The 13,324-nt window shown below is 46.8% G+C and carries 8 protein-coding genes; 2 read left to right on the top strand and 6 right to left on the bottom strand.

The genetic code is table 11. The annotated features are described in order from the left end of the window. Positions 1 to 61: 61 nt before the first annotated feature. Together parC and parE are read right to left on the bottom strand one after the other, a co-directional pair. Positions 62 to 2,494: a DNA topoisomerase IV subunit A gene (gene parC / locus AC5162_RS00760; RefSeq protein WP_496533359.1), complete on the bottom strand. Its 2,433-nt coding sequence runs from the start codon at positions 2,492 to 2,494 to the stop codon at positions 62 to 64. A 33-nt stretch (positions 2,495 to 2,527) separates the two neighbouring features. Next, positions 2,528 to 4,705 carry a DNA topoisomerase IV subunit B gene (gene parE, locus AC5162_RS00755; RefSeq protein WP_496533358.1) on the bottom strand — a complete coding sequence of 726 codons (2,178 nt, stop codon included), beginning with the start codon at positions 4,703 to 4,705 and terminating at the stop codon, positions 2,528 to 2,530. A 238-nt stretch (positions 4,706 to 4,943) separates the two neighbouring features. Between parE and plsY the strand changes: the two genes are divergently transcribed. Next, positions 4,944 to 5,555 (top strand): glycerol-3-phosphate 1-O-acyltransferase PlsY, encoded by a 612-nt coding sequence (gene plsY, locus AC5162_RS00750; RefSeq protein WP_496533357.1) that lies wholly within the window; start codon positions 4,944 to 4,946, stop codon positions 5,553 to 5,555. 72 nt (positions 5,556 to 5,627) lie between these two features. Here plsY and AC5162_RS00745 read toward each other — a convergent pair whose 3' ends face one another. After that, complete coding sequence (locus tag AC5162_RS00745; protein ID WP_496533356.1) at positions 5,628 to 7,871, bottom strand: RelA/SpoT family protein; 2,244 nt, start codon at positions 7,869 to 7,871, stop codon at positions 5,628 to 5,630. Positions 7,872 to 8,173: 302 nt separating this feature from the next. Between AC5162_RS00745 and AC5162_RS00740 the strand changes: the two genes are divergently transcribed. Beyond that, entirely contained in the window at positions 8,174 to 9,385 is a 1,212-nt protein-coding gene (locus AC5162_RS00740; protein WP_496533355.1) for an MFS transporter, read from the top strand. 52 nt (positions 9,386 to 9,437) lie between these two features. Here the strand turns inward: AC5162_RS00740 and AC5162_RS00735 are convergent, their stop codons facing one another. Genes AC5162_RS00735 through AC5162_RS00725 form a run of 3 tightly spaced genes read right to left on the bottom strand, consistent with a single transcriptional unit; the run spans position 9,438 to position 13,318 of the window. Beyond that, on the bottom strand, positions 9,438 to 9,728 hold the full coding sequence (locus tag AC5162_RS00735; RefSeq protein ID WP_496533354.1) for a DUF7671 family protein: 291 nt from the start codon (positions 9,726 to 9,728) through the stop codon (positions 9,438 to 9,440). Continuing rightward, the gene (locus AC5162_RS00730) at positions 9,721 to 12,258 is read right to left on the bottom strand and encodes an ATP-binding protein (protein WP_496533353.1); all 2,538 of its coding nucleotides are present in this window, start codon (positions 12,256 to 12,258) and stop codon (positions 9,721 to 9,723) included. Before AC5162_RS00730 ends, AC5162_RS00735 begins: the two co-directional genes overlap by 8 nt. Further along, the gene (locus tag AC5162_RS00725; protein ID WP_496533352.1) at positions 12,239 to 13,318 is read right to left on the bottom strand and encodes a carbamoyl phosphate synthase small subunit; all 1,080 of its coding nucleotides are present in this window, start codon (positions 13,316 to 13,318) and stop codon (positions 12,239 to 12,241) included. The genes AC5162_RS00730 and AC5162_RS00725 overlap by 20 nt, the downstream gene beginning before the upstream one ends. Between the last annotated feature and the right edge of the window lie 6 nt (positions 13,319 to 13,324).

Raw genomic sequence — 13,324 nt, 5'->3', positions numbered from 1 at the left:
TAACTACTAACGCGTAGTTTTTTTATTCTCTTTGATTGTACCGTGGATGACCTAGTCTTGCCTAGTCATTTTCACTTAAATTTAAAACCGAAATTTTAGCAGCTTGACCGTCTTTTTGAGGGTCAATCAATGCTTGGCCATTACTGGTCCGGCTAGCAACCGAGTGGTCGGCTAACTGGATGTCAAAGTCTTTCAACCGGTCGGTTGTAATCTTCAAGGCCAAATCTTCTTGACCAATAACTGCCGCTGCAGCAATTTGATAATCAACCGTCTTACGAGGGCTCAAGACTTGCATTCCCTTGTTAGACCGGTGGCCTAAGCTAATTTCTTCAATTCCGCTGTACTTAAAGGTTCCTTGGTTCGTTACCAAGACAAAGTACTTGCTCGTTGTGGATAAGGCGGCCACATTAACCACTGTATCCCCCACACCAAGTTTAATCGCCTTCACACCAGCAGTCCGCGCACCAACGACTGGTACGTCTTCTACTGCAAAGCGCAAGGCCAAACCAGTCTTGGCAAAGACTAGGACTTCTTGTTCCCCATTCATTAGCTGAACAGCAACGACTCGAGAATCATCTTTCTTCAGCTTCATCACGGTCGCTGACTTCTTCTTATAAGACTTTGGTACCAAGTCCTTCACCAAGCTCTGTTTAATCAAGCCGTCGTTTGAAGCCAGCATAAACTTTTGTTCACTGTCAACATCTTGAATAACAAAGGCTTGGATAATTTCTTCCCGGCTATCCCAGTTTGAAAGCGCCTGAGAGAAGTGTTCCCCCGGTTCCTTCCACTTATACTCAGCCAATTCGTAAATTGGTCGGTAAATCAAGTTACCTAAGTTGGTAAACAAGAGTAAGTGTTGGGTCGTATTGGCCGTTTGTTCCAAAATAATCGGATCATCTTCGGCCAAACCGTTTTCGGCTGATGAAGCCTTATAAGACCGCAGTGATGACCGCTTAGCATAACCATTCTTGGAAACGATAATCCGAACGTCTTCATCTGGGACAGTCACAGCCGTATCAATCACAAGGGACTGAATCTTTTCTTCGATTTCAGTCAAACGTGGCGTGGCATAGGTCTTGGTAATTGCCTTTAATTCTTCCCGGATTACACCATGCAAGGCGTCTTCCTCGTTCAAAATCTTTTGCAATTCCGCAATCTTTTCAGCCAATTGTTGGTGCTCATCTTGGAGCTGAGTCACATCCGTGTTCGTCAACCGGTAAAGTTGCAAGGTCACGATTGCTTCAGCCTGTTCCTTGGTAAAGTCAAACTTTTCGACCAAGTTTTGCGTTGCATCCTTCCGGTTCTTAGAAGCCCGGATGGTATCAACCACCTGGTCCAAAATTGACAGCATGCGAATCAAGCCTTCAACGATGTGTTGACGGGCCTGAGCCTTCTTCAAGTCGTAAGCTGACCGCTTCAAAACCACCGACTTACGAAAGTCTAAGAAAGCCTGCAAGCCGTCTTTCAAAGTCACCAAAACTGGCCGTTGGTCGTGGATAGCGACCATGTTGAAGTTATAAGAAATCTGCAGGTCAGTCTTTTTAAAGAGGTAAGTCAAAATCCCGTCAGCTGAAGCGTCTCGGGTCAATTCGATGACGATCGACATTCCCTCTCGGTCCGATTCATCACGAACTTCAGAAATGCCGGCAACTTCTTTGTTAACGCGGATCGCATCAATCTTAGCAACCAGACTTGACTTAACGACTTCATAAGGCAATTCGGTAATTTCAATCTTTTGCTTACCGCCCTTTAGGTCAGAAACTTCGGTCTTGGCCCGGACAACCACCCGACCCCGACCAGTTTCATAAGCCTGCTTAATCCCGTCAATTCCCTGGATAATTCCACCAGTTGGAAAGTCTGGTCCCTTGACGTACTTCATCAAAGCTGCCAAAGAAGCATCAGGATGGTCTAGCAAATAAACCAAGGCCTGGTTAATTTCTTTCAAGTTATGCGGTGGAATATCCGTCGCATAACCAGCCGAAATCCCAGTTGCCCCGTTAACAAAGAGGTTTGGAATCCGCGATGGCAAAACCGTTGGTTCATAGGAAGTGTCATCGAAGTTCAAGACCATCTCAACCGTGTCTTGGGCCAGGTCCTTCAAGATTTCGCCTGAGACCTTGGTCAACCGTGACTCGGTATACCGCATAGCAGCGGCCGGGTCATTATCGACTGACCCGTTGTTCCCGTTCATATCGATTAACGGTTCGCGAACTTTCCAGTCTTGTGACAAGCGGACCATCGCTTCGTAAATTGATGAATCACCGTGGGGGTGAAAGTTACCCATCACGTTTCCAACTGACTTAGCCGACTTCCGGTAAGGGTGGTCGTAAGTATTCGAGTCTTGGTCCATGGCAAATAAAATCCGCCGCTGGACTGGCTTCAACCCATCACGGATATCCGGCAAGGCCCGTTCTTGAATAATATATTTTGAGTAGCGCCCGAATCGTTCGCCCATTACGGCTTCTAACGAGAGCTCAGTAATGCGGTCTGCCATACTGACAATCCCCCATCCTTTCTAGTTTCAGTATTAAAAGAGATCCAAGTTCTCAAAGCTTGAGGAATCAGATGAACCATCATCACTCTGCTTGGTATCCTTAGCCTTTGTTGCTGGTGTGGAAGCCTTCTTAGTCTCTGACTTAGCGGTCTGCTCAGTCGTGGTACTTTCGGCTAAACTTTCTTCTACGTCTTCTTGGGCCTGGCTGGGTGTCTTACCAGCCATTACTTGTTCAAAGACCTGGGCGTTAGCACCAGAATCACCACCAGCAGCGATGTTATCCAAGATTGACCCGTCTTCTTCCAAGGTAAATTGAACGTTTTGTTCAATCCACTGACGGCGAGGGTCAACTTTATCACCCATCAAGGTCGTTACCCGCTTTTCAGCCAACATGGCGTCATCAATTTTAACCCGGATTAGCGTCCGTGACTCGGGGTCCATCGTGGTTTCCCAGAGCAACGAAGCGTTCATTTCACCAAGTCCCTTAAACCGGGTCAATTCGTACTTAGTCTTCGATGCTGACGTAATTTCTGCCAGCTCATCGTTGGTCCAAGCAAAGGAATCATCCTTCTTACCGCGGTACTTAACGCGGTAAAGCGGTGGCAAGGCAATGTAAATCCGACCTGCTTCAATCAAAGGCCGCATGTACTTGTAGAAGAAGGTCAACAGCAAGGTTTGGATGTGAGCCCCATCATCATCGGCATCGGTCATGATGATAATCTTACTAAAGGCCGCGTTTTTAAGGTTAAAGTCTGGTCCGACCCCACCACCAATGGCATAGATCAGAGTCGAAATTTCTTCGTTCTTTAAAATATCTGCCAACTTAGCCTTTTGGGTGTTCAAGACCTTTCCACGTAATGGCAGGATTGCTTGGAACTTCCGGTCCCGGCCCTGCTTAGCAGAACCACCGGCCGAATCACCCTCGACCAAGAACAGTTCGTTCTTATCGGCATTTTTTGACTGAGCAGGAGCCAGCTTACCTGAAAGTAAGCGGTCACGCTTCCCCTTGGTCTTACCAGTCCGAGACTCTTCTCGAGCCTTCCGAGCTGCTTCTCTGGCTTCCCTGGCCCGCAAGGCCTTGCGGACAATTTTTTGACCAAAGTCCCCATTTTCAAGCAAGAACCGTGACAGTGTTTCGTTGACAACCCCATCAACCGCTGCTCGGGCTTCGGTGGTTCCCAACTTATCCTTAGTCTGCCCTTCAAACTGCAAGATTTCTTCAGGAACTCGCAGTGAAATAACGGCTGACAGTCCTTCACGGACATCAGACCCTTCTAGGTTCTTGTCCTTTTCCTTTAACAAATTCACCCGGCGGGCATATTCGTTAAAGGCCTTCGTCCAAGCTGAGCGGAAGCCCATTTCATGAGTTCCACCGTCTTGGGTTCGGACATTGTTAACAAAGGACAAAAGCGTTTCAGAATAACCATCGTTATACTGGGCAGCCACATCAACCAAAATCCCATCTTGGTTGCCTTCGAAGGTCATAATTGGGCCCAAGCCCTCTTTTTCTTCGTTTAAGAATTCAACGAATGATTGAAGACCGTGGTCATAGTGGTAAATTTCTTCGCGAACTGGCTCAACCCGCTTATCCGTCAAAGTAAACTTAACACCAGACATCAAAAAGGCCGCTTCCCGCAAGCGTTCAGCTAAGGTATCAAATTTGAAAACAGTCGTTGAAAAGATGGAAGCATCCGGCTTAAAGGTCACAATTGTCCCAGTTGAGTCCTTGGTGGCACCAAGGTCGTTCAACGTCCCAATTGGCTTTCCACCATTTTCAAAACTTTCTTCAAAACGGTGACCATCACGGACAATCGTTACCTTCAGTGATTCCGACAAGGCATTCACAACAGAAGAACCAACCCCATGAAGGCCCCCAGAAGTGGCGTACCCACCCTGACCGAACTTTCCACCGGCGTGCAAAACGGTCAAAATAACTTCAGGCGTAGGCTTCCCAGACGAGTGCATCGCAACTGGCATTCCTCGACCAAAGTCTTGGACCGTAATGGCATTATTTTCTTCAATGGTAACGCGGATATCGTTTCCAAAGCCACCTAGGGCTTCGTCGACCGCATTATCGACAATTTCATAAACCAAGTGGTGGAGACCCCGACCATCAGTCGACCCAATATACATTCCAGGTCGCTTGCGAACGGCTTCCAGTCCCTCTAAAATTTTGATTGAATCTGCATCGTAATGTGTTTGCTTTGGCACGGTTATCTTCCCTTAACGTGTATTTTCGTCACCCTTTTAGACCTAAAAGAGATTCGATAATCTACTTAATCATAGATTAAAATTTTCAAACTGACAATAGGAAAATTTCCTATCAGACAAATTCTCTTTTTAAATACAGTAACGAGCAGACCTTAAGCCAAGATCAAAATTTATTTGGGCCAAATTAATTCTATGGTAAAATATAAAAGCTGTTTCTTTTTTACTAAGGAGTTCATTTATGTTAAAAATTGCAATCATCCTGGCCTTGGCCTACCTCTTAGGGTCAATGGTTCCAGGGTACTGGTTAGGAAAAGTTTTCTACCATAAAGACATCCGGACTGAAGGGTCAGGTAACATCGGTACGACAAATGCCTTTCGAATTTTAGGACCGGTTCCTGGTGTGATTGTCTTAATCTTAGATATCCTTAAGGGCACTTTAGCTGCCCTTTTACCATCCTTCTTTGGCTGGCACCACGTCAACGTGATGTTGGTTGGTCTCTTTGCTATCTTGGGCCACACTTTTTCAATTTGGATTGGCTTCAAGGGTGGTAAGGCCGTGGCCGTTTCAGCCGGGGTCCTATCCGTTTACAATTTGCCATTGTTTTTAATGGTTTGTGCAACCTTTATCATTTGCCTAACTCTCTTTTCAATGGTTTCCGTTGCCTCAATGGTCGGTTTTACCTTTGCAACGGTGATGTCCGTCTTTTACTACCAAGACTGGATTTTATCAATTGTCGCCATCGTCTTGACCGTCTTTGTCTTTTACCGGCACCGCAACAACGTCGGTCGGATTTTGAAGGGAACAGAATCAACGATTCCATTCGGTCTCGTCTATTGGCTTAAAAAATAAGCAAATAAAAAACCAGAAAGCTTTCTCAAAATCAATTGAGATTGCTTCCTGGTTTTTTTGTTCTAACAATGCTTAATGGATGGTTCTTTTTACGTCATAAACCGAGTGCTCAGCTGCCAAAGCATCCATGATGCCATGAAGCTGGGCCACATTGGAAACTCCGATTGAGGCTCGAACCTGAACCATGCCCCCCTTGGTAACATGCCCGTTTATTTCTTTAATAAACCGGGTCTTAGCATTTAGCGACCGCAAAATGCTGTTCAAGATTCCGTTTTCGTTTTCGGCATGGATGGTTAAATCAGCGGTGTAATCAGGTCGTTGACCGTTTTCATCCGCCCAAATCACATCAACTAACCGCTGGCCCTTTTGCTGGGCAGCATGAATGTTAGGACAGTCAAAACGGTGGACTGCAATTCCCCGGCCTTGTGAAATATAACCTGTTACTGGGTCACCCGGAACTGGCGTACAGCAACCAGACAAACGAACCAAAAGGTTATCGACTCCAGCAATGACAACATCAGATTGACGGTCGGACTTAACCTTACGTTTTGGTGGCTGGGTATCAGACTTAATCGCCTCGCCATCTTCTAGCAGTTTCTTTTGCAAGTCATCTGCTTCCGCCGCCTCTTGTTCTTCGCGGACATGCTTGGTTAATTCCTTGGCAACCGCTAAGCGAGACAAGTCCCCATAACCAACACTAGCCAAGAGATCTTCCCGAGTACCAACCTGCAAGGTTTCTGCCACTCCGGCCAACTGTTCATCAGACATGAACTTAGTTGAATCGTAGTGGGTTTCAAATAAGGCCCGGGCAACTGCATCAAAACCGCTTTGAATATTATCTTCCCGGTCGAGCTTCTTCAAGTACTGCTTAATCTTGTGACGGGCCTTCCGGGTTGTGACGAGGTCTAACCAATCCCGAGATGGCTTAGCATTTGGACTGGTTAAGATTTCCATAATGTCACCGTTTTGGATTTCATAATCCAAAGGGACAATTCGTCCGTTCGCCTTAGCCCCGGTTGTTGCTGTTCCAACATTGGAATGAATGGCAAAGGCCATATCGAGTGGACTAGCGTTTTTTGGCAATTCATAGACATCTCCGGCTGGAGAAAAGGCATAAACCCGGTCGACAAAGAGGTCGGCTTGAACAGAGTCCATAAATTCCTGGGCATCTGTAGTTGATTCTTGCAATTCCAAGATTCCTTGGATAACGTTCAAAGCTTTTTCACTTTGATCTTCCACGTCAGCTGATGAATCCGAAGTTCCACCATTTTGCTTGTAGGCCCAGTGGGCCGCAACCCCGTACTCGGCAACTTGGTGCATAGCGTGGGTTCTGATTTGAACTTCCATTGGCCGACCAGCCGGTCCAATCACTGTCGTGTGCAGTGACTGGTAACCGTTTGGCTTTGGTAAGGCAATGTAGTCCTTAAACCGACCTGGAATTGGTGTCCAGTGGGCATGAATCGCACCCAGGACGGCATAAGTATCCGGAATCGAATTGGTCAATACCCGGACCGCTGACAAATCATAAATCTCACTAAAGGACTTATGCTTATCAACTAACTTTCGATAAATTGAGTAAATGTGCTTCGGCCGGCCATAAACCACCACATTTTCAAGGCCAAGGTCTTGGATGCTGGTCTCAATTTGGTCGACAGCCTTTTGGATTGATTGAAGCCGTTCTTCACGTTTCATATCCATCTTACCAGCAATTTGGTGGTAAGCATCAGGTTCAAGAACCGACAAGGACATATCCTCTAGCTCCCACTTAATGGCCGAAATACCAAGTCGGTCTGCTAGTGGTGCATAAATCGATAAGGTTTCAGTGGCAATCCGCCGTTGCTTATCAGGTCGTAAAGCCGACAGAGTCCGCATGTTGTGCAGCCGATCAGCCAACTTGACGATAATCACCCGGATATCCTTGGCCATTGCCAGCAAAAGCTTCCGGTGGTTTTCAGCTAGTTGGACTTTAGAATCCTGGTACTTAATCTTGGATAGCTTGGTCACCCCATCAACAATCCGGGTAATCACCTCACCAAAGCGGTCATTAACGTCTTCTAATGACACTGGAGTATCTTCAACAATATCGTGCAAGAACCCGGCAATAATTGTTGGTGCATCCATCTTCAATTCGGCCAAAATACCGGCAACCTGGATTGGGTGGATAATATAAGGTTCACCAGAATGGCGTTTTTGGTCCTTGTGTAAGTCCTTGGCCCACTGGTAGGCTTTCTTTACTTGTTGGACTTGCCCTTCAGGCATGTAACCCGAAACAAGCTCCATTACCTGGTCTGCTGTATATTCCTTGTACTTAGTCATCGATTGGACCATCCTTTGCCAAATTTTGCCCAGTCGTTGCCTGAGTGAAATTGGTCGCTTGTGCTACCTAAAAGCGACCTTGTAAAAGTATGTAGGTAACTTATATTATAAGTTAAAACAAAAGAGTGAACAAGCCCCGATTTAACTTAGATTTAAACTCTTCTAGCAACTTTTATTCCAATATTTGTGAACTATTCAGCCCTCATTTTTCACAAGTGCAAACCCGTGCAAATTCACTAAAAAAAGAGTAGACTAATTTCTTAGCACAGTAGGAATTTCTTGTAACACTTGGAGGAACCACCATGACCGAAGCCACTTCTGAAATCAATTGGAAAAGAAACGTTTGGATTGTCTGGCTGGCCGTCTTTATGACCGGAGTCGCTTTTTCTGAAATCCTCCCCTTTATGTCCCTTTACATTGACACCTTAGGGAACTTTTCTAAAACAGAACTTACCTTTTACTCTGGCGCTGCCTACGCCATCAACTTCTTAGTCACAGCCATTGTCTCGCCGTTTTGGGGAAAGGTCGCCGATGTGAAGGGCCGCAAACTCATGATGATGCGGGCTGCTTCTGGAATGGCCGTTACCCTCTTTTTGATGGGCTTCACCCAAAACATCTGGGAGCTCCTCTTGCTTCGAGCTATTCAAGGTGGTCTCGGCGGCTTTGTATCGAACTCAAATGCCCTGATTGCTACTCAGACACCAAAGGAACACGTTGGTCGGGCCCTTGGCATTGTCGTCACTGGCTTTACCGGTGGAAGCCTCGTCGGTCCTCTTTTCGGTGGCGCGATGGCCTCAATCGTTTCCTACCAAACCCTTTTTCACATTACTGGGATTATTTTGCTAATCGTCTTCTTCTTCATCTGGTTCTTTGTCGACGAAAAGAAAGTCGAACCAGTTAAAAAAGAGGACCAACAGCCTAAGACAACTTGGAAAAACCTTCCTAAAAAAGACTTACTAGTCGCCCTCTTTGTTACAACCCTTTTGATTCAAACCGTGAACATGTCCATCAACCCGATTGTCTCACTCTTTGTTCGAGAGGTCTTGCATAACCACGGCAATGTGACCTTCGTTGCTGGGGTAGTCGCTGCCATGCCTGGTTTGGCGACCGTCATTTTTGCCCCAACCTTTGGCAAATTAGGTGACAAAATTGGCACAAAGTACATGATTCAATCCGGCTTTGTCCTAGCAGTCTTGGCCTTTGTGCCAACCGCCTTTGTCACCTCTGTCATCGCCTTAATTGCTTTGCGCTTTACGATTGGAATCGCAGATGCAACGATGCTCCCCGCCATTCAAACCCTGCTCTCCCGAAATGTCTCGGGTGACATGGTTTCCCGAGTCTTTTCTTATAACCAATCCTTCCAGGCAATCGGGTCCGTCTTAGGCCCAATGCTTGGGGCGGTTGTTGCCAACCTCTTTGATTACCGAGCAATTTTCATTTTCTCGGCCATCATTATGGTCATCAACGGTTCGCTATTCTTCTTCAACGTTAACCGTAAGTACGACCTTAACTAAAATTTCACGCACAAAAAAAATCACTGGCCGTTTTAAAACGGTCAGTGATTTTTTAAATTTCTGTAATAGAATCCAAGTCAGCCACATCAGTGGTGAACCGGCTCATCGGCTGGTAGTCATGCCGGTCTTTAAAAGACAGCGGCAACGCTTCCACTAGGGCCACCTTCTGGTTTTGCTCGGTCAAAAAGATTTGACCAGGGCCTTGAAGCTTGCCCTTTGTATGCTTGCCAATCCGCCAGGGATGAGGCTTAGTACCAGCTTTTACTTGGTATTCACCAGACTTTCCTTCTGACAACATCAAGCCCATCAAAATCTGCGTTGGGTACTGGTCCTTTTTAGCCATTGGCCACCTCTTCTTTAATTGGCACTAACTTGGCGCCCATTTCAAACCGGGTCCGGTCCAAAGGCTTATCGGGGTGCAAGTGTAAGGCATAGTCGGTATTCGCCGTTAAGAATGCTAAGTTAGCAGTTTCTCGGTTAGCAACCTTAGCCGGTATAGATTCTAACAACTGCACATCTTGGTCACTAAGGCCCTTAATCCAGCCGCGAACTGCTAAGCGGACTAGTGGCACCCCTAAGGTCTTCGTCAAATAGGCTAATTGACTATAAGGCATTGGCCGTAACCAGGTATCAACACCAATATCCGGTAGGTCCACTTGGTCAGCCCAATCCGTGGTATTCTTCCGCCAAATTAACTGGTACAAGCCAGGATAAGTAATATCAATTCCTGCTAATTGGTCTTTGGTCAATTCCTGCTTTAAAATCCGGCTTTCACCCGGTTGGTGTTGCGAAACAGTCAAAGGATACAAGTTTTTGCCATCGCAAAAGAAGTTTACGGCGAATTCAGACTGGCCTTCTTCAGGACCAACTGGATGGTGTTTTTCCTTTGAAATCACAACCACATTTTGACCTAAGTCCTCAAGCGCATTGATCAACTTCTTCCGGTTTCCAGGAATAATAATTGCCTTTGGGTTTTCCAAATCAACCACCGACATCACATCCGAAACTTCCAGTGGTTCCAGATACTGCTTATCAGCCAGATGTGGCAACAAGGTCGCATCCGAAGCGTTGTTGTTCATCACAATTGTCTGGTAGTCCATGTGGTGTAATTCTGACAGGATCACACTCGTCATATACCCGGCCGAGGCACCGTCGCCCATTCGAAAGGCGCCGGTCCCAATCATCAAGACAGAATCCCTGGTCAACATTTCGGATTCATTTTCTTCTTCAAAAGTGGCAAAGAACTGGCGGGCATGTTCAGGAAATTCCCCCGCTGACGGTTCTAAGGCCTTATAGGTCGGCGTAATTCCTTCCTGCCTTGCCAGTGTCCGAATCGTTTGAAAGTCCGTATCCCAAAAGCGGGCAATTAGCCCATCCGATAAGCCAAACTTTTTGGCAACCATCAAGGCATACGGGTCGACCTCTCTTTCATCAACAGCTTGTTCAATTTGAATTAACCGGCCAAGTTGGTAGAAATAAAATTCATCAATGTTGGTTAACTCGGCCAATTCGTCAATTTCATACCCCCGACGCAAAGCCTCAATCAGTAAGAGCACTCGGTTATCTTGTGGGTGGATCAGCTGCTGGATAAGCTCATCATCCGAAACATCAGCCATGTACTTGGGTGAAAAAGACCGGTTATTAAAGTGAGCCGAGCGAATGGCTTTTTCCATCGCTTCCACAAAAGTTCGGCCAAATCCCAACGCTGACCCCACTGACTTTTGCACGGAGGTCAACTGCCGGTTAACCCGGGTATCCGAGGCAAATAGGTCACCAAACGGAAAAACTGGGAGCTTAACGGCAATGTGGTCCATCACTGGTTCCATAATCGCGGTCTTGGGATGAAAGGCACTTGGCAAAAAGACTTCCGTCAGCGGTAGGCCAACGGCTAATTGAGCGGATACCAGCATGACTGGGTACCCGGTCATCACCGCCATCCGGTTTGATAGCTGGTCCAAGTATGGTGAAACCTTAATCACATAAATCTTGCCATTCTTTTCATCGAAGGCGAACTGAACGTGGAGCGGTCCCTTAATCCCAATAATATTGGCAATCAAGAAGGCCTGCGCCCGCATTTCTTGCAAAACTTGGTCCGAAATTGTCAAAACTGGTGCGACCGATAAGGAATCAGCCGTGTGAATACCGACTGGGTCCATATCTTCGGAGGCTCCGACTTGTAAGCAATTGCCGTCCTGGTCGCGAACAATCAAGACGGAAACTTCCTTCAAGCCATTGACCGCCTTTGAAATCAACAGTTCCTCGTTCAAGGACTGGCCTTGAACTTCTTTGACCACTTTTTCAAAGTCATCAACCCGGTCAACAATTTGCCGAGTAGTACCCTGCAAGGGGTTCCTAGCCCGGACAACCAGTGGTAATTCTAGGTCACGGAGCAATTCATTGGCTTCGTCTTGCGTCTTAACCACTGATGATTCACTGACTTCCAAGCCAGCGCCGACCAATTGGTTAAATAAAGCAGTACTATCCGTTACTCGGCGAACTTCATCGGCCGATAAGCCTAGTGTCTTAGGTAATTGGCCATCATCTTCTTGCCAATCGTTTAAGACCTGGTTCCACAACCGCAAGGCCCGGATGCCACCGAAGAGCGGCATAACCGCATCGATCATTTGGTCTTGGATTGTTCGCTTAACGTTTTGAACCGTCAAAGTCGACAGAATCCCTGTAGCGGCTGGCGATTCCAAGGCCAACGAGTAGGGGTTATCGTCCATCACAAAGACTTTATAGCCCTGACTGTTTAAGATTGGTAAAACTTGGTAAATGGCAGTATCGTTTTCACCTTGAAGGCCAAAATCCGTCTCGCCACTCCCAATCAATAATATTTTTTTGACTGATTCTTTAACTGTTTTTCTGGACATAGTCTGCTACCGTTTCAAAGAAGTCTGCAAAAATTCCATTGGCTTCCAGTGGACCTGGCGCCCCGTCTGGGAAAAACTGGACAGAAAAGGCCGGATAATCCCGCAACCGGATTCCTTGGATTGAATCATCGACCAAGTCCCGGTGGGTCACGAAGAACTTTTTCCCATCCAACGATTCAGGGCTAATCACATATCCCCGTCCCTGACGAGCATAAAAGAGCTTTTGAGAAATGATTTCTTGGATTGGGTGGTTCATGCCGTGGTACTCAGCCGGCAAAGCTTGCAACTCGGCCCCATTGGCCAAGGCCAAGAGCTCGTGCCCCAGACCAAGACCTAGCAGCGGCATCTTGGTTTGCAAAACTCGGATTAGTGTCAAAACAGAATCCGGCAAGTCCTCGGGGTTTCCTGGACCCGTTGACAAAATGATCCCATCAGGGTCCAAGGTCAAGACTTCATCCACTGTGGTTGTGTAAGGCAAAACCGTCACGTTAGCATCATGGTCGCCCAAAACCCGCAAAATCCCATGCTTCAAGCCAAAGTCAATCACAATAATGTGAAAGCCACGACCAGGGTTGGCATAGGCCTTAGGTGAAGCCGTATTTTGCACCTGCTTATTGGTCAAAACCGTCGCAACCAGCTGGTCGACCGCATGCTCGTCAACCACATCAACAATCGTTGCCTTTTGCGACCCGGTTTCCCGGAGGTGGCGGATTAGTTTCCGGGTATCAACTTGAAAAAGCCCCGGAATATTATGGTGTTGTAAAAAACGGTCCAAATTCATTCGCCGCTGACGGTTGGTCGAAACTTCCGCCAAATCGTGAACAATCACCCCCCGGACCTTCGGGGTAACAGATTCATAAGCTTCTGCGTGAATACCATCGGCACCAACCACAGGCATCGCAAAAACAATCATTTGCCCATCATAAATTGGGTTTGTGATTGTCTCTTGGTAACCGGAGGTTGCCGTATCAAAAATAATTTCACCAAAGGTGGTGGCGGGGGCGCCAAAGGCCTGCCCTGTAAATACCGTTCCATCTTCTAAGATGAGGTGCCGTTCCATAAAAAT

Source organism: Fructobacillus sp. ChS1-6f1-1-27, assembly GCF_059579415.1.
Note: the sequence above shows the minus strand (reverse complement) of the source record. Positions and strands in the feature narration are given on the sequence as shown.